At 44.0% G+C, this 22,287-nt stretch carries 25 protein-coding genes; 20 read left to right on the forward strand and 5 right to left on the reverse strand.

Going from position 1 to position 22,287, the window contains the following annotated elements; translation table 11 throughout:
• Positions 1 to 200 precede the first annotated feature (200 nt).
• From QMY49_RS22840 to QMY49_RS22850, 3 genes are all read left to right on the forward strand, one after another.
• Positions 201 to 719 carry a DUF4136 domain-containing protein gene (locus QMY49_RS22840; protein ID WP_050939553.1) on the forward strand — a complete coding sequence of 173 codons (519 nt, stop codon included), beginning with the start codon at positions 201 to 203 and terminating at the stop codon, positions 717 to 719.
• A 137-nt stretch (positions 720 to 856) separates the two neighbouring features.
• Positions 857 to 1,264 (forward strand): hypothetical protein, encoded by a 408-nt coding sequence (locus tag QMY49_RS22845; protein WP_047476029.1) that lies wholly within the window; start codon positions 857 to 859, stop codon positions 1,262 to 1,264.
• A 50-nt stretch (positions 1,265 to 1,314) separates the two neighbouring features.
• Positions 1,315 to 1,992, forward strand: coding sequence for a DedA family protein (locus tag QMY49_RS22850; protein WP_005431873.1), 678 nt, complete (start codon positions 1,315 to 1,317; stop codon positions 1,990 to 1,992).
• Between the two features lie 85 nt (positions 1,993 to 2,077).
• Here the strand turns inward: QMY49_RS22850 and QMY49_RS22855 are convergent, their stop codons facing one another.
• From QMY49_RS22855 to QMY49_RS22865, 3 genes are all read right to left on the reverse strand, one after another.
• Entirely contained in the window at positions 2,078 to 2,395 is a 318-nt protein-coding gene (locus QMY49_RS22855; RefSeq protein ID WP_050910282.1) for a hypothetical protein, read from the reverse strand.
• Positions 2,396 to 2,489: 94 nt separating this feature from the next.
• Positions 2,490 to 2,897 (reverse strand): hypothetical protein, encoded by a 408-nt coding sequence (locus QMY49_RS22860; RefSeq protein ID WP_346742802.1) that lies wholly within the window; start codon positions 2,895 to 2,897, stop codon positions 2,490 to 2,492.
• Between the two features lie 210 nt (positions 2,898 to 3,107).
• Positions 3,108 to 3,749 (reverse strand): murein L,D-transpeptidase catalytic domain family protein, encoded by a 642-nt coding sequence (locus QMY49_RS22865; RefSeq protein ID WP_005452264.1) that lies wholly within the window; start codon positions 3,747 to 3,749, stop codon positions 3,108 to 3,110.
• Between the two features lie 574 nt (positions 3,750 to 4,323).
• On the opposite strand from QMY49_RS22865, the gene QMY49_RS22870 reads away from it, so the two are divergent.
• The 4 genes from QMY49_RS22870 to QMY49_RS22885 all read left to right on the forward strand — a co-directional run bounded on the left by QMY49_RS22870 (position 4,324) and on the right by QMY49_RS22885 (position 7,040).
• Positions 4,324 to 4,761, forward strand: a complete 438-nt coding sequence (locus tag QMY49_RS22870) for an NUDIX hydrolase (RefSeq protein ID WP_050935679.1) — start codon at positions 4,324 to 4,326, stop codon at positions 4,759 to 4,761.
• Positions 4,762 to 5,227: 466 nt separating this feature from the next.
• Positions 5,228 to 5,926: an aspartate/glutamate racemase family protein gene (locus tag QMY49_RS22875; protein ID WP_283314559.1), complete on the forward strand. Its 699-nt coding sequence runs from the start codon at positions 5,228 to 5,230 to the stop codon at positions 5,924 to 5,926.
• A 48-nt stretch (positions 5,927 to 5,974) separates the two neighbouring features.
• The gene (locus QMY49_RS22880; RefSeq protein WP_283314560.1) at positions 5,975 to 6,148 is read left to right on the forward strand and encodes a hypothetical protein; all 174 of its coding nucleotides are present in this window, start codon (positions 5,975 to 5,977) and stop codon (positions 6,146 to 6,148) included.
• Positions 6,149 to 6,284: 136 nt separating this feature from the next.
• Positions 6,285 to 7,040 carry a 5'-methylthioadenosine/adenosylhomocysteine nucleosidase gene (locus QMY49_RS22885; RefSeq protein WP_005452257.1) on the forward strand — a complete coding sequence of 252 codons (756 nt, stop codon included), beginning with the start codon at positions 6,285 to 6,287 and terminating at the stop codon, positions 7,038 to 7,040.
• A gap of 94 nt (positions 7,041 to 7,134) precedes the next feature.
• On the opposite strand, the gene QMY49_RS22890 is transcribed toward QMY49_RS22885, so the two are convergent.
• Complete coding sequence (locus tag QMY49_RS22890; protein ID WP_005452254.1) at positions 7,135 to 9,471, reverse strand: putative bifunctional diguanylate cyclase/phosphodiesterase; 2,337 nt, start codon at positions 9,469 to 9,471, stop codon at positions 7,135 to 7,137.
• Between the two features lie 541 nt (positions 9,472 to 10,012).
• Between QMY49_RS22890 and rbsD the strand changes: the two genes are divergently transcribed.
• The 10 genes from rbsD (at position 10,013) to QMY49_RS22940 (ending at position 18,938) form a co-directional block, all read left to right on the forward strand.
• A complete protein-coding gene (gene rbsD, locus QMY49_RS22895) occupies positions 10,013 to 10,432 on the forward strand; it encodes a D-ribose pyranase (protein WP_009696124.1) in 420 nt (139 codons plus the stop codon).
• Between the two features lie 24 nt (positions 10,433 to 10,456).
• A complete protein-coding gene (gene rbsA / locus QMY49_RS22900) occupies positions 10,457 to 11,962 on the forward strand; it encodes a ribose ABC transporter ATP-binding protein RbsA (protein ID WP_283314562.1) in 1,506 nt (501 codons plus the stop codon).
• Entirely contained in the window at positions 11,959 to 12,942 is a 984-nt protein-coding gene (gene rbsC, locus QMY49_RS22905; protein WP_005452248.1) for a ribose ABC transporter permease, read from the forward strand. Before rbsA ends, rbsC begins: the two co-directional genes overlap by 4 nt.
• 92 nt (positions 12,943 to 13,034) lie before the next feature.
• On the forward strand, positions 13,035 to 13,913 hold the full coding sequence (rbsB, locus tag QMY49_RS22910; protein ID WP_283314563.1) for a ribose ABC transporter substrate-binding protein RbsB: 879 nt from the start codon (positions 13,035 to 13,037) through the stop codon (positions 13,911 to 13,913).
• 204 nt (positions 13,914 to 14,117) lie between these two features.
• On the forward strand, positions 14,118 to 15,035 hold the full coding sequence (rbsK, locus tag QMY49_RS22915) for a ribokinase (protein WP_005452244.1): 918 nt from the start codon (positions 14,118 to 14,120) through the stop codon (positions 15,033 to 15,035).
• 15 nt (positions 15,036 to 15,050) lie between these two features.
• Positions 15,051 to 16,058 carry a substrate-binding domain-containing protein gene (locus QMY49_RS22920; RefSeq protein ID WP_005452243.1) on the forward strand — a complete coding sequence of 336 codons (1,008 nt, stop codon included), beginning with the start codon at positions 15,051 to 15,053 and terminating at the stop codon, positions 16,056 to 16,058.
• A 226-nt stretch (positions 16,059 to 16,284) separates the two neighbouring features.
• Positions 16,285 to 16,503, forward strand: a complete 219-nt coding sequence (locus tag QMY49_RS22925; protein ID WP_005452242.1) for a hypothetical protein — start codon at positions 16,285 to 16,287, stop codon at positions 16,501 to 16,503.
• A 158-nt stretch (positions 16,504 to 16,661) separates the two neighbouring features.
• Positions 16,662 to 17,399 (forward strand): nicotinamide riboside transporter PnuC, encoded by a 738-nt coding sequence (pnuC, locus tag QMY49_RS22930; protein ID WP_005452241.1) that lies wholly within the window; start codon positions 16,662 to 16,664, stop codon positions 17,397 to 17,399.
• Between the two features lie 4 nt (positions 17,400 to 17,403).
• Positions 17,404 to 18,135 carry a nucleoside phosphorylase gene (locus QMY49_RS22935; protein WP_283314567.1) on the forward strand — a complete coding sequence of 244 codons (732 nt, stop codon included), beginning with the start codon at positions 17,404 to 17,406 and terminating at the stop codon, positions 18,133 to 18,135.
• 122 nt (positions 18,136 to 18,257) lie between these two features.
• Complete coding sequence (locus QMY49_RS22940) at positions 18,258 to 18,938, forward strand: Crp/Fnr family transcriptional regulator (RefSeq protein WP_017190704.1); 681 nt, start codon at positions 18,258 to 18,260, stop codon at positions 18,936 to 18,938.
• A gap of 84 nt (positions 18,939 to 19,022) precedes the next feature.
• Here QMY49_RS22940 and QMY49_RS22945 read toward each other — a convergent pair whose 3' ends face one another.
• Positions 19,023 to 19,178 (reverse strand): DUF3012 domain-containing protein, encoded by a 156-nt coding sequence (locus tag QMY49_RS22945; RefSeq protein ID WP_005452237.1) that lies wholly within the window; start codon positions 19,176 to 19,178, stop codon positions 19,023 to 19,025.
• Between the two features lie 300 nt (positions 19,179 to 19,478).
• Between QMY49_RS22945 and QMY49_RS22950 the strand changes: the two genes are divergently transcribed.
• The 3 genes from QMY49_RS22950 to vctG are packed head-to-tail and all read left to right on the forward strand — an operon-like array spanning position 19,479 to position 22,287.
• On the forward strand, positions 19,479 to 20,387 hold the full coding sequence (locus tag QMY49_RS22950) for a siderophore ABC transporter substrate-binding protein (RefSeq protein ID WP_283314570.1): 909 nt from the start codon (positions 19,479 to 19,481) through the stop codon (positions 20,385 to 20,387).
• Between the two features lie 21 nt (positions 20,388 to 20,408).
• Positions 20,409 to 21,344, forward strand: coding sequence for an iron chelate uptake ABC transporter permease subunit VctD (gene vctD / locus QMY49_RS22955; RefSeq protein WP_283314572.1), 936 nt, complete (start codon positions 20,409 to 20,411; stop codon positions 21,342 to 21,344).
• Positions 21,337 to 22,287: an iron chelate uptake ABC transporter permease subunit VctG gene (vctG, locus tag QMY49_RS22960; RefSeq protein ID WP_283314575.1), complete on the forward strand. Its 951-nt coding sequence runs from the start codon at positions 21,337 to 21,339 to the stop codon at positions 22,285 to 22,287. The genes vctD and vctG overlap by 8 nt, the downstream gene beginning before the upstream one ends.

Raw genomic sequence — 22,287 nt, forward strand, 5'->3', positions numbered from 1 at the left:
ATGTCGCTCTGAATACGATTTCACTCTCTTTCTCAACCAGTGTTTTACTCTGTTCTTAGTCTCTATTACGTCTTGAATTTGAACACTTGGCATTCATGGTCAAGACTAAATGTTGAAATGATTCAATATTTTCTCAGGTTCGTAAGATTGAATACCACAACTTGCCGAGAGACCGGCGCGATAGAGAGAGGAGAAAGAGTATGTGGAAAGGTTTATTGGCAACATTGTTTGCTATCTCGGTGGTTGCTTGTACCACGGTAACCACTGATGTTGACAAGCAAGCGGATTTCTCATCCTACAAGACGTTTGATTTTGGTGAACAATCAGATACCCCAACCAGTTTGGATGCTCGTCGCATTGAGCAAGGGTTAGCAGCTCAACTGGAATCAAAAGGAATGTCGCGCGTGAAAAGCGGCGGTGATCTGTATGTGCACCACGATATTATCAAAGAATCGGAGATCGTATCTTCTGGTTCAAGTTTTAGTGTCGGTTACGGTTGGAACAGTTTTGGTGTGGTGACGTCCAGTCCTGAGCGTTACAAAGAGAAGAAGTACGGCAAATTGGTCGTTGAGCTTGTCGATACTAAAGCCAATCAAGTGGTGTGGAAGGGGGTTTCTAGCCGTAAGCTCACCGAGTCAATGAGTACTGAAAAGCGCGAAGAGTTGATCTCGGAAGAAGTCGCGAAAATGTTTGAAAACTACCCGTATGGTAAAGAGTAAATTGAAGGTTAAATCATCGTCTAATCGCGCCAACAATCATTTGCAAAACGCTCTTTTTATTATCGATTAAGAATTTGAATTGCAAATTTGCACGCACGGAGTTACAACAGCGTATCGTTGTGGTTTAGGTGAATTCTGTGCGTGCTTACTTAGTCTGTGTATTAGGACTCTTTGTTACGCTGATGGCTTTTGGATTGAGTCAGGCTTCACCGTCACCAAAAATCTCCTACGCCGTCAGTTACACCTCTTCATTGATCGATGGTGAGGCACATCTAGAGAAAGCACCGTTTTCTCCTTCACGTAAAGTCGCTGCGAGTTTATTCAGCCGCAACGCACTCCGCGTTAACCATTCCAATACATCGCCAGAATCGGACGATTTCGATGTGCTGCCTGCACGTTGGTTAAATGACGTGCAGGATTTCAACAAACGCGAGTTTACTGACGTAGCGTTGCCTGTCATTCAAATTTTTTATTCGCACTCCAAATATCGGCTGGGGGCAGGGCAAGAGTCCAACCTGATCTATCGCTTTATTCATGCGCGGTAATTCCTATTCATTAATTTTCGAAATTTGATTGTGATGTTTAGGAGTTTGTTATGTTTGATTCAATTACGCAGGTGCTGTTTGCTTTGTGGCACCAAGACTTTACTGCATTGATGGCACCAGGTAGTGCAGGGCTTATCTACTTTGTAGTGGGTGCGCTTATTTTTCTCGAGAGTGGTTTTATTCCCGCGGCACCTTTCCCTTGTGACAGTGTTGTTGTGCTTTCTGGCACTTTAGCAGCGGTGGGCGTACTAGACCCAGTGATGATCATGTTGGTGATCGTGGTGAGTGCGGCAATGGGCAGCTGGGCTGCTTACCTACAAGGTAAATGGTTAAACCGCTTACCAAAGGTGCAGGGGTGGGTAAATGCAGTGCCAGCAAAACGCTTGGAGCAAGTTGACATGTTACTTGGTAAGCATGGTTTGATTGCATTGTTCTGCGCGCGTTTTATTCCTGTTGTTCGCTCTTTGCTGCCTTTAATGATGGGCTTGCGCGTTAATCGCGTGAGTAAGTTCCATTACTTCGCATGGTTGAGTGCAATTCTATGGACGCTGCTGCTGTGTGGTTTAGGCTTATTATTGCCTCTACTGCCAGAGAAGCTTAACAAGATTGTGACCATGGGATTGATGGCTGCACCGGTGATCACACTGACCATTGCCATTATGAGCTTTGTATTGGTGAAGGTGCGTAAGGCTTGGGGTAAATCGAAAACTACGCCGCAATTGCCATAGTCGTATAAACCTGAAGCTCGAAAAGCAAAAAAGGCGCGATGATCGCGCCTTTTTCGTTCTCTACGTAAGTTGAAATGAGCGTGAATCAGTAGCCATTCTTGTAAAGGTATTCGCCTACTTCCTTACACTCAGCTTTGTAGAACTGTTCCATCTTGGTCTCATCCATGCCTTTTGCTTTGAATTCGGTCTCTGCCGAAGATAGCTGGCTGAATGTGTAACCACGTTCTGCCATCAAGTAATGACGAAACATTGCGCGGTGCTCAGGAACCGCAGTTCGGGTGTTAGATGCATTGGCACACTCCATCAGAGCGCTGTTGCTCATTTCTTCTGGTTTTGCTGCTTGCACTGTTGTTGTGAATAAAGTGATAAGCGCCAAAGTGGCAATAGTCGCGATTTTTTTCATAATCAGGATCTCGAGTTAATTCAGTCTTCAGATGAGATCATCCATGGCTGGTACTGACGGTTTCCATATTGTGTCAGTACAGTCAATGTGCGAACTAAGTGTCGCGACTGTGTGTAAATACGTACAGTAAATTAGCTTGCTTCCATCCTGCGAGATGGTACGAGCGAGTCTGTGTGAGTACATCGGCAGTATCGGGTAAAGGCGTCGCTTTGAGCGCAATATCCAATAATGATGGAGATAAGAACGCGACCAATAGGTGATAGTCGGGCGTAATATTTAGGGGCAACTCACCATCGTTAGCGGATGTGCGGCGACAATGGAGTAAACCAAGTAAATCACGTTTTAGGTGTCGAAAGTAGCCGTCTGGACTCCAAGAGTCACGACTATTCCAAGCACGATAAGGCGCTTTTATTGAGTGATAATCGTGTTGGGTTAGCTTATCGAGCTTTTCTGAATATGAGTAATGGGCTACTGAGAATTGCTGATTTTGCGTTGCAAGTATTTGCCCTGAAAACAGGGTGAGTGATAACAAAAGCAAAAGGCGAAATACGTGAACCAAAACTAACCCTAAAACACTATGGAATCGATATTCGTTTGCTGCCTGAAGGTGGCGCTTGCGTATACTAACGACTTGCTGAAAGGATGAACAGTTTTTTGTCGCATTAAAAAAGGGAGCGTATCCGCTCCCTTTTCAACATTAGGTCAAGAAACCTTAAGCGCTAGCATAGATAACACTGCCACCTTTAATAGTGTCGATGATTTCTCGTGATAGCTTCTGTGGCAGAGCGGGGCAACCCCAACTGCGACCAAGATAACCATTCTTCTTAATAAAAGAAGGGTTCGCGTAGTCCGCACCATGAACCACGATGTAACGTTCTCGTGCTTTATCGTTCACCCCTGATGTCAGTCCATCCAAGCGAAGTGAATAACCGTTAGAACCATAGTATGTGGTATCGGTTAAAAATGTTCCCAGGGAAGTCTTACGAGAGTTCACAACATTAGAGAACTTCGTTGCAGTCTTCTTGCCGCTGTTTACGCCGTGAGAGACATAAGTGTTAAAAATGAGCTTCTTCTTGTCCAAATCGACCACATAAAAGCGTTTTTCAGTAGATGGTTTACTGTAATCGATGATGGTCAAAAGTGGCTTTTTGCGGTCTGAGGTTTTCTTATAAGCTAAGAACGCATCATTGAATAAACTGAAGTCAATGACGCCTTCCAACTTGGCTTCTTTATATGTCTTTTCAACAAGTTGTTTAGTGGCTTTCGTTTCTGTCGCTTTGCCTGAATGATGAGCAAAGGCAAAAGGAGAAACTGCCAGCGATGTCCATATCAATAATAAAAATAGCTTTTTCATTTGTACTAAATAAAACTCTTGGTGCAACAAATTTAGCGATTGCTTCGTGCAGTCGTTAATACAGCATGCTCATCAATTTAACTCTATTCCCAATGTTGCTTATTATGCGTAGCGACGCCTATTACTCAAATATTTTTAGTATTTGGTAAAGACTATCCAACTAACTTACTGAATTTAATCAATATTGAGAGGTTAATTGATGACTTTAAAAATCTTCAGAACAAATACTAGCCGATTTGGCTAATTAATAAAACTGTGTTTACCAATATTTACTGAGATGGATACTCAATAAAACATCGTTTAATTATACTTTTAATAAAAATATTGTTTGAATTCAATGAACTTATTTCTAACTGGTCATTCGGAGAAAAGTTTTTAGACTGTGATCCTAGTCGTAACAAATCATGACTGAATAAAGGTGAATGTATTGATAGCTACTATGGGTTGCGGGGCATATTCAACCAAACGGCCAGCTAGATTGTTGTATATCGTTAAGTTATTCGTGTTCACCATTCACATCATCCAAACTTTTTATGTTAGCGTGCTATAAAACTGTTAGCAGAAGGCATTGAAGATGGAAGTTCATGAGTGTGTCTCATTTATCCTAGTTAAGGATGATGAAGTGTTATTAGAAACAAGATCGAAGGACAAGGACTCTGACCCAGGTATGATCGCGATACCCGGTGGGCACATGGAACAAGGCGAAAGTCAGTCCATGACATTGCTGAGAGAATTAGACGAGGAACTAAACATCAGACCGCAAAGGTGCGGGTATTTGTGTTCTTTATATCACCCAACCACCGAACTTCAATTGCTTCATTATTATGTAGTCACTGATTGGGTGGGAGATATTCAGAGCCTAGAAGCAGAATCTGTCAATTGGTATCCAATAATAAATGCGCCTGTTGCTACAGAAGTGGATCGCATAGCTTTAAGTGAATATCAAAGATTAAAGCATGTATTAAAATCGGTATTTAATGATGACTTCTCAATAAATAATGTTTGTGGATAATCATAATATTTTTAATTAATGATTAAATGACGAGTACATTTGAAATAAAGTTTTTCTGATAAATAGTTTAAATGAATTGTATACCCAAGTGACTTCAAGATGCAGGATTCAGAGCATTGTCATTGATTCGAGTTCAAAGAAAACAACACCGTGTAATAGCCAGCTCTTTCCAAGTTGTTTGACGCAGCCATTTGTTTGACTAAAAAAGCGAGTCAAAGACACGCTCCCAAAGGGCACTCTTTGCAAATAGTAAGGGTCTTGGCTTGTATACTTTGTTGCCGATTCTTGATTTAGAGTGACTAGATCTTTAAATCGTCGCCGCGTCTACAAACCAAGTCATTCTCGCTGAACCTAGCATCTCGAGGTTACTTGGGTATAAAACATTGATCAAAAATAAACTTTTCTCTCAGTAAGTTATGCTAGTTTCTGTAAAAGTTGAACAAAAGCTAAATATACAAGGAAGAAAATGAAAACGATAGGTCTGATTGGTGGCATGTCATGGGAGTCTACCGCAAACTATTACCAAATTATTAACCGAGAAGTGAAAGCGCGCTTAGGTGGTTTGCATTCAGGTAAAGTTTGCTTGTACAGCGTCGATTTCGCCGAAATTGAAACGCTGCAACACCAAGGCCGTTGGGATGATACTGCAATCATTCTCGCGCAGGCAGCAAAATCAGTGGAAGCGGGCGGTGCAGATTTTATTTTGATTTGTACAAACACGATGCACAAAGTCGCAGACCAAATTCAGCAGGCTGTTAATGTACCGCTTGTTCATATTGCCGATGCGACCGCAGAGCAGCTGGTGATGGATGGCATTAAGAAGGTTGGCTTACTTGGTACGCGTTTTACCATGGAACAAGACTTCTATAAGCAGCGACTTATCGATAAATTTGGTGTTGATGTCGTCGTACCCAGTTCAGATGACCAGACGATTGTTCATGACGTTATCTACAACGAATTGTGTAAAGGCGAAGTGCGTAATGATTCGCGCCAACACTACCTCACGATTATTGAGAAACTCTTGGAACAGGGGGCTGAAGCAGTCATTCTGGGTTGTACTGAAATCGCGATGTTAGTTGAACCTCAGCACGCTGACGTCAAGCTTTATGACACAACTGAAATCCACGCGAAAGCAGCGGTAGAAAAAGCCCTCGACTCAAAGTGAGACTTCGCTTAACAGGCTTAATCAGATCAACGAACTCAAGGAAGAGTGATGAACTATCGATGCGGGCAATGCCGCCAGTTTACTCGTCAAAACGGTAGCGCAGATATTTGCGGTGCATGGGGGCATCCCACTGATGCAAAACGTCCAGCGTGTGACTATTTTATGCCAACCGTTAGCGCAAAAGAGCGTGTCGCTTCTTCAATGAAAACCAAAAATGGCTAAGTCTTTCTCATTAATTGAGAATTTCTTAGCCAATCAGTATGCATTGACCAATGCAAACGATTGCTCGATTTGGGATGTGTTGTATAATCTGCGTCGCGTCACACTTTGGTGACACGTATTACATTTCAGGACTCCCATGTTGAAGAAATCTCTTGCTCTCATGCTTGCTGCGTACTCACTTCCTTCCGTTGCAGGTTCTACCATCGGTATCGTTGGTGCGATGGATGTTGAAGTTGAAGCGCTATTGCCAAAAATCCAAAATCAACAAGTAAAGAAAATCGGTAGCCATCGCTTTTATATGGGTGAGTTAGAGGGAAAAACGGTCGTTGTGACTCAATCGGGTGTTGGTAAAGTCAATGCAGCGATGACGACAACCCTTCTGATTGAATCTTTCGGTGTTGACCAACTTATTTTCACAGGTATTGCGGGCGCAAGTGATCCGAAATTGGATCCGCTAGACGTAGTCGTCTCTACGCGTTTGGTGCAACACGATGTGGACCTAACCGCATTTAACATGCCGAAAGGCTTGCTGCCTGATTATGAAGAGCGTTACTTCTACGCCGATAAAACACTGCAAAAGTATGCATTCGATGCCGCCGTTGACACACTTGGGAAAGAGAGTGTTTATCGAGGCATTATCGCATCAGGTGACCAATTCATTGCGAGCAAAGTGAAGGTAACCGGCATTTACCAAGAATACAACGCGATGGCGGTAGAAATGGAAGGCGCAGCGCTAGGTCAAGTCGCAGACGCTTTCAATGTACCTTACGTAGTGATTCGCACGATCTCTGATAAAGCGGATGGCTCAGCAGATGTTGTTTACTCAGACCTGAAGAAGGCAACTGCAGACAATTCTGCAAACATTACTCTGAATATGCTGAAACGCATGTAATTGAAAATAGGTTCGGCAAACTTTTGCAAGCCGTAATAAGACGAAAAAGCAGCACTTAGAATGCTGCTTTTTTCTTGAAGATTCGCTTCACCCACTAAGCGATGTGCGTACTTTTGAACGGCTGATCGTTTGCAGATTTCCACCAATGATCGAGTTGCTCTTTGTTCATTGGCTTGCCAAACAAATAGCCCTGCATAAAGTCGCAGCGGTAAGAAGAAAGCCACTCGTGCATCACGTTATGCTCAATGCCCTCAGCCGTAACGGTCTTATTCTGTGCATGACACAGTTCTATAATTGGTTTGATGACATGCCCATTATCGGTGTTCATCAGGGTTAACAAAAACTCTCGGTCAAATTTGATTTTCTGTACCGGGTACTGCACTAATTGCGTCAAAGAAGTATAACCAGAACCAAAGTCGTCTATTGCCAGTTTATAACCTAGTTTCGATAGCTCATCGAGTAGGGCTGTACCTTGTTTATCAGACGCAAAAGTTTCGGTAATTTCTAGCTCAATACAATGCGCAGGAACACCATTTTGTGATGCCTTATCATGGATGAATTCCGCCATAGACAGTGAGTTCAGTTCTGCAGACGATAAGTTGATGGACAAAATAATGTCTTTCCCAAAGATATTTTTGAGCTGGTGGTATTCCGCCATGGCATTCGCGAATACCCAGCGGTCAATCTTTTCGAACAAACCGGTTTGTTCAGCAATAGGAATGAACTCTTTTGGTGGTACTGAACCGATCCCTTCAGCTTCCCAACGTAATAGGACTTCCAAGCCTTCTATCTCGTTGGCATTACTGTTCATGTATGGTTGGAAAACAAGATGAAACTCTTCTTCAACGTTAGCTTTGCGCAATGCGCGTTCAATTTGGCTACGACGTTGAGCCTCGATATTGAGTGCTGCAGAATAGTAAGCGTATTGGTTTTTACCAGCACGCTTAGCTTGGTACATTGCTGCGTCTGCACTCGATAAGAGCTTGGCGATATCACCACCGTCTGTTGGGTATTGAGCGATACCCACGCTGGCTGTTACTGGAAATGAGTTTTTCGCTGACTGAGTTAAGTTGTTAATTGGCTTTAGCAACTCCGCGGCAAACAGATCGGGTATGTCGCTATTCTCTTGATTAGAACTGAGTAAGATTGCGAACTCATCACCGGACAAACGCGCACCGAAACATGGGCTATTGTATTGTTGAGTGAACTTCTGACACGCATTTTTGATGTGTCTGGAGAAGACTTGCAGCAACTTATCGCCCAGTTCGTGACCGTATTTGTCGTTGACGTATTTGAAGTTATCTAGGTCAATATAAATTACCCAAAGCTGATCTGAAGGATCCGCTAGTTCACGGCTTGCAAGTTCATGGAAGCGATGACGATTAGCAAGTTGAGTTAAGTGGTCGGTTTCTGCCAAACGCTTGGTCTTGTGGTAGACGTTGTTCAGCTCTTCATACATATCAAAGAAGCGAGAAGAAAGGCGGCCAATCTCGTCATCAGTGTCTAGTTTTTCAATGTTAGCACGCTTGTTGGACTCAATTTCTCTAAGCTGTTTGTCTAAGTGGGATACCGGGCTAAGTACGTAACGATACAGCACCAAGACAATTAATGTGATGGTACAAAACGAGGCAATGCCAAACGACAATGCCAGTTCTAGCCAGACCTTATCGACCTTATTCCACATCAGATATTCTGCTGGCGATAAAATGGCATAGAAATGGGGTAGAAGTTCAATCGTCTGGGCGAGGGGAATATCTAAGATAATCGGCTTGTCAGAAAAGGTAATCACGCTGTGCGTATCAAATTCGATCTCATGTTTGATGTCATTGAACGCTTCGAGTGACACAGACACGATAACAAAGAAAACGTTTTGTGGGTCAAAGCTTAACGGGGGTTCTCCGGTACGTTTATCAAACAACTCATATTGCAATAGAATGCTTTGCCCGCTGCTGTTGTAAATAAAACCGGTATGGCTGACATCCCCATTGGCTTTATAGCTTTTGTCGACATACTCAAGGATCTTAGGGTCCACTCGACCATTTGATTCGTAATATTGATTTTCGGTGTAGTAGAGAAGGTCTTGTCTACCATCGAGGATCGCCATGTTGGCATCCCCTCGGTACCCGTGGCTGAGCACCTCTATGGTTTCATCTAAACGTTTGAACAGTTGCCTCTCACGATAGCGGTTATCATGATTTACAAAATAATCTTGCAGTACCTCGCTTTTACCCAAGGTATAGGCATAACTGTTGAGAAAAATGTTGGCTTGGCGAAACTGTCCAGCGAGCTTTTCCATTTGCAGCTGGATATAGCTGTCTTCCCTTTTGATTAGCGTGACTTTTTGAATGCTATAGATGATGTAACTCGACACCAGTGCGCTAATTAGAATGACAGGGGCGACAAGCAAAACGACTCTGTTGCTTAATTTCATGTATTTCTTACTTTCCGTTTGTGTCCCTACAAACGCTTCTAACCTGAGAGTATTACCTATTGGTGCCTACCTGAGGTATCGAACGGATGATGATACTTTCCTTGTATTCGAGGAAATTGTAAGTGTGTGTTTTTCGAAAGTCAGTCAGGTTTCCGATATTTGTGATGCTGTGTGAGGTTTTTTCATGTTCACAGGTGTCACCGTCTCATAAATTGAACAGATTTATTCCAGCGAAAAGGTCTTCAACTCATTCGTCCGACTTATGAATTCAGATTAATACCGATTGAATGGAAGTCTCTCTCCCGTTCAATAGATGTCATCGAAACGTTTCGATGGCGAAGTGTGACCTCAATATCTTTTTCTTAATCAGTTAGCACTCAATTACGGATCATTCTCACACCTTATCGATCTGCGACTGGTCAATTCTCCTTGGCGTTCTATTATTGCATCGAAACGTTTCGATGAGTGTTTTGTCAATATAGAAATTAGTCCAAGAGAGACACTCACAGTTGTATGAACGTGTAACCGAAAGGTCGATGAGATGAAAAAAAGTACCCTAATTAACTCAGAAATTTCTTACTTGGTGGCGACGCTGGGTCATACCGACGAAATCACCATTTGTGACGCGGGCTTGCCAATTCCTGATCATGTACAACGTATTGACTTAGCGTTGACTCATGGCGTACCTGGTTTCCTTGATACCGTTCGCGTGATTCTGTCTGAGTCCCAAATTGAAGGGGTCATCATTGCTGAAGAATTCGCAACAGTTAGCCCAGTTCACCACGATGCGCTGATCTCTGAACTAACCAAAGAGAGTGAGCAAACAGGTAAGCAAATCGCGATTAACTATGTATCGCATGAAGATTTTAAAGTTCGTACAGAACAGAGTCGCGCTGTTGTTAGAACAGGCGAGTGCACACCGTATGCGAACGTGATTTTCCAAGCTGGCGTGGTGTTTTAAGCCACAACTAATTGAGGACAAATTATGACTCAAGCCATTCTACAACTAAGCGACATTGAGAAAGCCTTCCCGGGTGTTAAGGCGTTGGATAAAGCCAGCCTTAATGTATACCCGGGTCGAGTGATGGCGCTGATGGGCGAGAACGGGGCAGGTAAGTCGACCTTGATGAAAGTGCTTACAGGCATCTACCACATGGATGCAGGAAGCATCAAATATCAAGGTCAGCCAGCGGCGTTTAAAGGTCCGCGTGATTCTCAAGAAGCGGGCATCAGTATCATTCACCAAGAATTGAACTTGATCCCTGAGCTGACGATTGCTGAAAACATCTATTTAGGTCGTGAATTTACCGGCACGATGGGACGTATTCAGTGGAGCAGAATGTACGAAGAAGCAGATAAGTTGCTTCAACGCCTTAACGTAAAGCACTCTTCAAAAACATTGCTTGGTGATTTAAGTCTTGGTGAGCAGCAAATGGTGGAGATTGCCAAAGCGCTGTCTTTCGAATCCAAAGTCATCATCATGGATGAACCAACGGATGCGTTGACCGACAAAGAGACGGAATCGCTGTTTAAAGTGATTAACGAACTTCGCGACCAAGGTTGCGGCATCGTTTACATCTCACACCGTCTGAAAGAAATCTTCGAAATCTGTGATGACATTACTGTGTTACGTGACGGCAAGTTCATTGGCGAATGCCAAGTTAAAGACACCAACGAAGATGGACTCATCGAAATGATGGTTGGTCGTAAGTTGGAAGAGCAATACCCGCGTATCGAAGTGACGCATGGTGATGTTTGTCTTGAAGTGATTGGTTTGACGGGCTCGGGTGTTCATGACATTAGCTTCACGCTTCAACGTGGTGAAATCCTTGGTGTGTCAGGCTTGATGGGCGCGGGGCGTACAGAGTTGATGAAGGTGATTTACGGCGCGCTACCAAGTGAGCGTGGCGTCATCAACTTAGACAATAAGACCATTAACCCGGTTAGCCCACAAGATGGCTTGGCGAATGGTATTGCTTACATCTCTGAAGACCGTAAAGGCGATGGCTTAGTGCTTGGCTTATCCGTGAAGGAGAACATGTCTCTGTGTGCATTGGATAAACTTACCAAAGGCTTCCAAATCCAACATGGCGAAGAAGTCGTGGCGGTAGAAGACTTCATCAAACTGTTCAACATCAAAACGCCAACCCGAGACCAAATCATTGGCAACCTGTCTGGTGGTAACCAGCAGAAAGTGGCAATCGCAAAAGGGCTGATGACCAAACCCAAAGTTCTGATTCTGGATGAGCCAACTCGCGGCGTCGACGTGGGTGCGAAGAAAGAAATCTACCAGCTAATCAACAAATTTAAAGCCGATGGCATGAGCATCATCTTGGTTTCTTCTGAGATGCCTGAAGTGCTAGGCATGAGTGACCGCATCATGGTGATGCACGAAGGTCGAATCACGGGCGAATTTGATGCGAAAGACGCCGACCAAGAAACACTACTCGCTTGTGCCGTAGGCAAGAAGATCAATGAGGAAGCAGCATGAGTACTAATACCATGAGCAAACCAAACGAAACGGGCAGCAAGAAGCTGTTCACTAAAGAGTGGCTGATTGAACAAAAGTCACTGATTGCACTGTTATTTTTGATTGTTGTCGTGTCATTTTTGAACCCGAACTTTTTTACGGTAGACAACATTCTTAATATCCTTCGTCAAACCTCAGTTAACGCAATCATCGCGGTAGGTATGACGTTGGTTATCCTGACCGCAGGCATCGACCTAAGCGTAGGTTCTGTACTCGCACTATGTGGTGCGTTTGCCGCGAGCATGATTGCATTAGAAGTGCCTGTGCTTATCGCAGTTCCGACTGCATTGTTCGCTGGTGCAGCTTTGGGGGCGATCAGCGGTATCATCATTGCCAAAGGTAAGGTTCAAGCCTTTATCGCAACACTGGTTACCATGACGTTACTACGCGGCGTAACCATGGTTTACACCGACGGTCGTCCTATCTCTACGGGCTTTACTGACACAGCAGATGCATTTGCATGGTTTGGCACAGGTTACGCACTTGGTATCCCGGTTCCAGTTTGGTTGATGGTGATTGTCTTTGCGGCAGCTTGGTACCTACTGAACCACACTCGTTTTGGTCGCTACGTGTACGCACTTGGTGGCAACGAATCAGCAACGCGCCTTTCTGGTATCAACGTTGACCGTGTGAAAATTGGTGTATACGCCATCTGCGGTATGTTGGCAGCGCTTGCTGGCATTATCGTGACGTCTCGTCTGTCTTCGGCACAACCAACAGCGGGTATGGGCTACGAGCTAGACGCTATCGCAGCGGTTGTTCTTGGCGGCACCAGCTTGATGGGTGGTAAAGGTCGCATAATGGGAACATTGATTGGTGCTCTAATCATCGGCTTCCTAAACAACGCGCTGAACCTACTCGATGTTTCTTCTTACTACCAAATGATTGCGAAAGCAGTGGTTATCTTGCTAGCAGTACTGGTAGACAACAAAAACAAGTAATTGATATTTAAAATAAAGAGCTCCATTACATCCTGAATACAAACCGAGCCAGAGGACGTGTGCTGGCTCACCCTACACAAAGGACTAGAACGATGAAAAAACTCGCAACTCTTATCTCTGCTGCACTTCTTTCTTCAACCGTATCGGTAGCGGCGCACGCTCAAGATACAATGGCGATTGTAGTTTCTACATTGAATAACCCGTTCTTCGTAACGATGAAAGACGGTGCAGAAGCGAAAGCGAAAGAACTGGGATACGACTTGGTTGTACTGGACTCGCAAAATGACCCGAGTAAAGAACTGTCAAACATCGAAGACCTAACGATTCGTGGCGTAAAAGCGATTCTGATTAACCCAACAGATTCAGACGCTGTGTCAAACGCAATTCGTATGGCGAACCGTTCTAAGATCCCTGTGTTGACACTAGACCGTGGTGCAAGCCGTGGTGACGTAGTGAGCCACATCGCTTCTGACAACGTAGTTGGTGGCGAAATGGCTGGTCACTACATCATGGAAAAAGTAGGTGAGAAAGCGAAAGTTATCCAGCTAGAAGGTATTGCCGGTACGTCTGCAGCGCGTGAGCGTGGTGAAGGCTTCATGACAGCAGTGAAGGGCAGCAACATGGAGCTACTAGCAAGCCAACCTGCTGATTTTGACCGTACTAAAGGTCTGAACGTAATGGAAAACTTGCTTGCAGCGAACCCTGACGTTCAAGCAGTATTTGCTCAGAACGATGAGATGGCACTGGGTGCGCTTCGCGCAGTTCAAGCGTCTGGTAAAGATGTACTCATCGTTGGCTTCGACGGCACTGACGACGGCATTGCAGCAGTTAACCGTGGCAAGCTAGCAGCAACTATCGCGCAGCAGCCAGATCTTATTGGTGCTTTGGGTGTAGAAACGGCCGACAAAGTATTGAAAGGTGAGAAGGTTGAGGAGTACATTCCTGTTCCGCTTAAAGTCGTGACTAAGTAAGTTTAACTCCCAACTCAGTGATTCTTCTTTGTTGAAGATAATGGAATGACCCAATGAATGTGTTGGGTCATTCCAAACAACAAAAATGGTACGTTAGAAAACTGAATCTATTTGAATCGTAATACGCTTACGTTTTTTCAAAGAGCGTAAACCTATTACTCCTGTTCAAATATAAAGGGTTCATTCAGAACCGAGGATAACCGTATGAATAAGTTAGTGGTGTTAGGTAGTGTAAACGCTGACCATGTTCTTCAAGTGCCTTCTTTCCCTCGTCCAGGCGAGACGCTGCATGGTCGCAACTATCAAGTTATCCCAGGTGGCAAGGGTGCCAACCAAGCTGTTGCGGCAGCTCGATTAAACGCAGACATCGGTTTTATTGCGTGTGTGGGTGATGATTCATTCGGCATCAACATTCGTGAGAACTTCAAAATGGATGGTATCGACATTGCTGGCGTGAAAATGCAGCCGAACTGCCCAACGGGCATTGCCATGATTCAAGTTGCGGACAGCGGCGAGAACAGCATTTGTATCTCCGCAGAAGCCAACGCCAAGCTGACTGCAGAGGCGATTGAGCCAGATCTAGAGCGCATTCGTCAGGCTGATTACTTGTTGATGCAACTAGAAACGCCAATGTGCGGCATCGAGAAAGCTGCGCGAATCGCGAAAGATGCCAAAACCAACGTCATTCTGAACCCAGCGCCAGCGCGTGAATTGTCTGATGAGTTACTGTCTTGCATTGATGTCATCACACCAAATGAAACGGAAGCGGAAGTACTAACAGGTGTGACGGTAACGGACGATGACAGCGCACAAGAAGCGGCAAACATCCTGCATTCGAAAGGCATTGAAATCGTCATGATCACGCTCGGTGCGAAAGGGGTGTGGTTGAGTCAAAACGGTCGCGGTGAAATCATTCCTGGTTTCCGCGTAGAAGCAACAGATACCACAGCGGCGGGCGATACGTTTAATGGGGCATTAGTCACTGGTTTATTGGAAGACTTACCTTTAGAATCAGCGATTAAGTTTGCCCACGCAGCAGCAGCGATCTCAGTAACTCGCTTTGGCGCGCAAACCTCCATTCCAACCCGAAAAGAGGTTGAGGAGTTTCTGGTTAAAAACTAATTAAGGAGTAATAACATGGCAACGATGAAAGACATCGCAAAACTGGCAGGGGTTTCCACCTCAACTGTGAGCCATGTTATTAACAAAACTCGCTTTGTCAGCGAAGAGATTTCGGAACGAGTCAACAACGCTGCCAAAGAGCTCAATTACTACGCGCCTTCAGCTTTGGCGCGTAGCCTCAAAGTCAATCGCACCAAAACCATTGGTATGCTGGTGACTACCTCAACCAACCCATTTTTCGGTGAAGTCGTAAAAGGTGTTGAGCGCAGTTGCTACCATAAAGGCTATAGCCTGATCCTGTGTAACACTGAAGGCGATAACGAACGCATGCGTGATTCCATCAATACGTTGCTACAAAAGCGAGTTGATGGTCTGATTCTAATGTGTTCATCGTTAGAAGGGGAGCGCATTGATGTATTCGAACGTTACCCTGATATTCCAGTTGTAGTGATGGATTGGGGACCAATGCTGTTCACAAGCGATAAGATCCAAGATAACTCACTTCGTGGTGGTTACTTGGCCGCTAAATACCTTATTGATTGTGGTCACAAAGAGATTGGTTGTATCACTGGACCATTAATTAAGCATCAAGCGCAAATGCGTTACGAAGGCTACAAACGCGCGATGATCGAAGCAGAGCTTGAGTTCAACGCCAACTGGATTGTTGAATCGGACTTTGAATGCGAAGGTGGTTATCAAGCCTTCAAAAAAATGGCGGAACGTGGTCCGTTACCAAGTTCTATTTTTGTTTCCAACGACATGATGGCCATGGGCGCAATTAACGCGGCAAATGAGTTGGGTATTCAAGTACCTGAGCAGCTTTCTATCATTGGTTATGACGATATCCACATCGCTAAGTTTATGTCGCCATCCCTCACCACTATTCATCAGCCTAAGTACCGTCTTGGACAAGCTGCTGTAGAGACATTGTTGCGTAAATTGGATGATAAGTCTGACGAAGCTCAGGTTGTGCAATTAGAGCCGACACTGATTGAACGTAAAAGTGTGAAGCGTCTCTCTTAGCTCAAAATTTATTCATTCTCAATAAGTTATAGACCTATACTTTTATTGAAGGTGCTTTTTATAAGGATTTAGGAAGCAACCCCACGCCTTTTGAACAATAAGCCCAACAAAATGTGATTTTTTGCGCGTAAAGTAAAAGATTTCGTGTAGAAATATTCCAAAAAGCTTATTATTAAAAGGGTCTATAAATAGATTTATAAATTATTGTAGCAAATGGAAAATTTTTATGTTCGTCAAGAGATACGCACTGCATTCAGTTAAGAGACCGTGGTTTCACCGTATCAATATTCTCTTAGTCTTATTCGTGTTTTCTTTGAGTGTTTATGAGTTGCTTGCCAATGAAGAATTCATTTACTTATTGGGTATCGCATTTACGTTCATAGCTACAGCACTATTTGCTGCGGCATCATCTTTCAAGAAGCGTTACTTAGGACATGAATCCTAAATAGTGGCGAAGGAATAAGTGTGCTTCAGGCACTTTAAAGCAAGTATTGATCTGATTTATGATCGGGTACATCGAAGGGAGGACAAATGTCCTCCTTTTTGTTTGCTGCGAGGCAATAAGATGAGCACATCCCAAGCACAATAATAAAGGACATCTTCATGGACCTATTTGCCCTGTTAGACATCAATAACACCCTTGTTAATATTCCTATTGGTGGTGGCTATGCGATGAGTTGGATCGAAGCTTTTGGTACGGTTTTCGGTCTGCTTTGTATTTGGTTTGCGAGCCAAGAAAAAACCATTAACTACTTGTTCGGTTTGCTGAACGTAACACTTTTCGCCGTTATCTTTTTCCAGATTCAGCTTTACGGATTGCTTCTGCTTCAATTGTTCTTCTTCTGCGCCAACATTTATGGTTGGTATGCGTGGACAAGACCAAATGCACAAGGTGAGACACTAGAGGTGCGCTGGTTAAGCAAGCAGAAGCTCATCGCGACAGGTTCAGTAAGCATTGTTGCGATTGCGCTGTTAACCATCTATATCGACCCATTCTTTTTTGCGTTGGCTAACATTGCCGTTGATACGTTAAATGTGTTCGGTGCAGGTTTGTCTGAACCTGTGTTGGAGCCAGATGCTTTCCCATTCTGGGATGCAACTATGACCGTTCTGTCTATCGTGGCGCAAATCTTAATGACACGTAAGTACGTTGAGAACTGGATTCTTTGGGTCGTAATCAACATCATCAGCGTTGGTATTTACGCAACACAAGGCGTGTACGCAATGTCGGTTCAATACGCGATTCTAATGTTCATCGCCGCAAACGGCACAAGAGAATGGGCACGTAGTGCGAAACGCAATGGTGACAAGACCCTAACTCAAGCGACAGCGCAAGGTTAAGCCAATGATGAAACAACCTCATATTGGCGTAGACAACACCCAGATAGCATCGCGAGTGATCGTCTGTGGTGAGCCAGATCGAGCAAACCGTATTGCCGCGTTGTTTGATAACGCAGAATTGGTCTCTGAAAACCGTGAATATAGAGTGTTCACTGGCACATACCAAGGTAAGCAAATCTCAGTATGCAGTACAGGCATAGGCGCTCCTTCGATGATCATTGCGGTGGAAGAGCTAAAACAGTGTGGTGTGACAGACGTGATTCGTGTGGGATCGGCTGGTGCGATGCAATCAGGCATTCAACTCGGTGAGTTGATAGTGGCTGAAGGCGCCGTAAGAGACGAAGGTGGTTCGAAAGCGTACGTTCGAACTTCGTATCCGGCTTACGCAAGCTTTTCGTTACTGAAAGCGCTGGACAACTATTTAGCCGAAAAAGAGGCGCACTATCATTTAGGAGTGGTTCGCTCCCATGACAGCTTCTACACCGACGACGAAGAAGCGATTTGTGAATACTGGAACAAGAAAGGTATTCTCGGCGCGGATATGGAAACCTCGGCTCTGTTTACCGTCGGTCGCTTGCGTGGTCTAAACGTTGCTTCTATCTTGAACAATGTGGTTATGTATCAGCAGGATGTGAAAGAAGGCGTAGGACAATACGTAGACGAAGCGCAAGTGATGATGGAAGGGGAGCGTTTAGCGTCTTACGCTGCTCTTGAAGCCTTAATTGCGCAGAGTTAACTGGATCACAGCTTAGTTAATTTTTAAAGCGGCACTTTGGTGTCGCTTTTTTATTGGCTGTCATCAAACGATTCTAGCGAGTACAATCTATTTGAGATTGTTGTCATTAAAGAGAAACTCACGTGAAAATCAGCCCTTACTCAACCGGACGTTTCAAAAGCTTTCTAGAACAGAAAAGTGCCGAGTTTCGTGACTTAATCTATCAATGCCAAATCGGCAGTCGATACTTTGACTCTGGTGAAGAGATCCTTCGCCAAGGTGAGCAGCTTCAATATCTGTATGTTGTGCCAGTCGGTCGAGTTTCAATGAGTATTATTGCTGTCAACGGTCGTCGTTTTCAATTAGGTGAAGCCAATTGCGATTATCATATCTATGGTGAAATGGAGTACTTCACGCAAACGCCTTGTCAGTGGAACGTCGTCGCCGATGAACATATGCAAGTGGATATTATCTGCATCCAAAAACTGACTGAGGCATTGCATCAGCAACCTGACATGATGTTTTTCTTTGCTTCTGCTTTGGCGGAGGATTATCAAGATTCAATGGACATCTATACCAATCGCTTGTTGCACCCAATTACTTACAACATTGCTTATGATTTGCTAGTACAAAAGCAGACCAACACCTTGTTGGGTGGGTTTGACAAAGTAAACCAAGAAGCTGAAAGATTTGGCACGTCAGGACGCGTTTATCGTCGAGCGGTAAAAGATCTGATGGACAAAGGTTTGATCAGAAAAGGCGAGCAGGGGCTTGAGATTGTCGATGAAGCGGCACTAAAAGAATTTCTTGATGCTTACGAATAACCCACAACGTTAGAATTCCGAAATACAATGTTGTGGGTCATCATGAGCACTTTTTACTAAGAGCGATAAGCGCTTATTTCTGAATTAGAAAACACAGTGCTTAGCAAAATCAGAAGCTTCGTTAGCAGTCCAATCGCCTTTTGGTTTCTCTTTCATATCGTTACACCACGCTTCACTGCCAACTTCCGTACATGCCATTAGCTGTGCTGCTACAAATAAAACCAATGCTAACTTCTTCATTATCTAGTCCTTTTTAGTGAGTCATTTAAAAGAAGTATAAACATTCATTAAAGTGATAAATATTAATTTGATAACTTTGCGCTTACCGTCTCAAATTCGATATTGGTGAGGTGTAATTCGTTGTTAGACCCACTAAACCTTTAAATCGCCGCCGCGTCTACAAACCAAGTCATTCTCGCTGAACCTAGCATCTCGAGGTTACTTGGGTATAAAGTTATTAAAGAATCGGTTGAATGCCTGATTGAGTAACGATATATTGCGAATGCGCATGATAATGGATCTCATTTAAGGCTTGGAATAATGGAAAAACTCGTCAGTGCGGCTCTTGTTTCGCTGCTAACAATCTCACCTGCTTTTGCTGCAACCGTCAAAATCGATCACTACATGGGAACGACAGAAGTCGAACAATCGCCAAAACGTGTGGTTGTGATTGGCTTTGGTCCACTTGATACACTCGATAGTTTTGGTATTGACCCTGTAGCAGTATCGAACGCCTCCCATCTTCCAAAGTACTTATCTAAGTACAGTAAAGCTCATTACAAATCGGCAGGTAGTCTGTTCGAACCAGACTTCGAAAGCATCTACATGCAAAAACCAGATTTGATTTTGGTTGGTCCTCGCGGTTCGTCAAAATACGATGAGTTAAGTGAAATTGCCCCAACGGTAGTATTTGCTTCAGGCGAGAATGAAGATTACTGGCAAGGGACCAAAGCACAATGGCGAAATATTGGCAAAATCTTCAATATCGAGGATAAGGTCGAGCAAAAAATTACAAAGTTAGACGCTCAATTCAAAGCAATTCATGACTATAACCAAGCTCATAATAATGATGCGCTTACGATTCTAAGTATTGGTGACAACATCAGTGCATTCGGTGCGAAGTCTCGTTTTGGCGCGATTTACACAGATTTTGGTTTTACTGAAACAGTGAAGAACCTCAAAACAGGAACGCACGGTGATGTCATCTCTTACGAGTTTATCCGCGAAGCTAACCCGAAAAATATTCTGGTCATTGATAGAAACTCACTTCACTCAAAGTCCGACAATGACCTCACTAAAGCGTTGGATAACGATTTAGTTAAAGCAACTTCGGCATACAAGAACAAGAAAATTACCTTCCTAGATGTTGATGCTTGGTACTTAGCAATGTCTGGCGTAACCGCAACGGAAAAGATGGTGAGTGAAATCAAACACACGATCGATCTGTAAAAAAGCTAGCTGAGGTTAACTTTGAAAAAGTTATTGCTTGTTCTTATTGTTCTAAGCGTCGCATCGTTGTTTGTTGGGGTGGCAAATATGACACCCCAACAGTTGTTTTCGGGCGATGCAAAAGCACTAGAACTTTTCTTTACTAGCCGAATTCCGCGTTTATTTGCCATTCTTCTTGCCGGAGCAGGCTTGAGCATCGCTGGATTAGTGATGCAGCAAATTAGCCAAAACCGATTCGCCGCGCCTTCGACGACAGGCACCATTGAATGCGCCATGCTCGGTTACGTAATGAGTGTGGTGTTTTTTGGTAATGGCGAACAGCTTTGGCTTGTCTTTGCTGTCTCTATCCTGGGTACCTTGATGTTCGTCCAGTTCGTTCAACGTATTCAATTCAAAAGCGTCGTGTTTGTGCCACTCGTGGGCATCATCTTTGGTAACGTTGTTGACGCTGTTACTACTTTCATTGCCTACAAATACGATGCACTACAAAGCCTGTCAGCATGGAGCGTGGCAAACTTTGCAAACATTTTGCGTGGTGATTTTGAGCTGCTTTATATTGCTGTTCCCGTCGCTCTTTTAAGTTACCTATTTGCGGCACGCATTTCTGCGGTTGGCATTGGTAAAGACTTTGCAGTAAACCTTGGGCTGAACTATCAGCAAGTGGTGACGTTAGGCGTACTTTTGGTGTCGGTAATGTCAGCCAGTGTGGTGATGATCGTAGGTCAACTGCCATTTCTTGGGCTTATCGTGCCAAACTTAGTCAGCTACTTCTACGGTGATAATCTCAAACGCAATATCCCGCTTACCGCTATGTACGGGGCAATACTTGTTTTAGCTTGTGACTTGGTTAGCCGATTGATCATCTTCCCTCATGAAATGCCGATTTCAATCGTGATCAGCATCTTGGGCGGAGTGGTGTTTATCGCGATGTTGTTGCGAGGTAAGCAAAGTGCGTGATTCCAAGAAACTGTTCTTATTGGCAGCCGTCGCGCTGCTTTTTGCTTTTTTGTTTATTGGTATTGGCTTAACAGCAGATAACTACCAGTACTTTTTGTCGCGACGTGTGCCTAAAGTGTTAGCTATGGTATTGGCGGGTATTGCGATTGCTCAATCTTCGTTGGTGTTCCAAACCATTACCCACAACCGGATTCTTACTCCAAGCATCATGGGGTTTGATGCGTTGTATGTGTTAACGCAAGTGCTGATTGTTTTGTTGTTTGGTGGTTTAAGCGCTCTCGTTCTGAATGTCTACATCAACTTCTCGATTGCTGTGCTGGTCATGGTGGGATTTTCGCTATTGCTGTTTGGGTTTTATTTTTCAAAAGGCGGGCGCAATCTCATCACTTTGCTATTGGTTGGGCTGATCTTTGGGCAGTTGTTTAACAACATTGCGGTGTTCTTCTCCCTTCTTATGGACCCAAATACTTTTGCGTTTGTGCAATCTAAACTGTACGCGAGTTTCAATAATGTGAAGGTGAACTTGGCGTATCTCAGTTCACCAATATTGCTTATCGCTTGCTGGTTGTTGTATCGCATGCATCGTACTTTAGATGTTTTTTGGCTAGACCAAGACAATGCTAAGAGTCTTGGGGTTGATGTCCCTAAAGTGACGCGCAATGTCTTTATTCTCTCTGCGGTTCTCATTGCTATTTCGACGGCTTTAGTCGGACCAATCATGTTCTTTGGCTTATTGGTGACAAACTTGAGCCGTGAAATGTTCCGCTCTTACCAGCATCGTACCTTGTTAATAGGTTGCTCTTTGATGGCAATTTGTGCCTTATTGTCGGGGCAATGGATTATAGAAAACGTCTTTTCATTTGAAACGACGCTGAGCGTAGTGATTAACTTTATTGGTGGTATCTACTTCTTGTATCTACTGCTGAAAAACAAAGTCGTATAA

The sequence above is a fragment of the Vibrio harveyi genome (assembly GCF_030060435.1).
GTDB lineage: Bacteria > Pseudomonadota > Gammaproteobacteria > Enterobacterales > Vibrionaceae > Vibrio > Vibrio harveyi.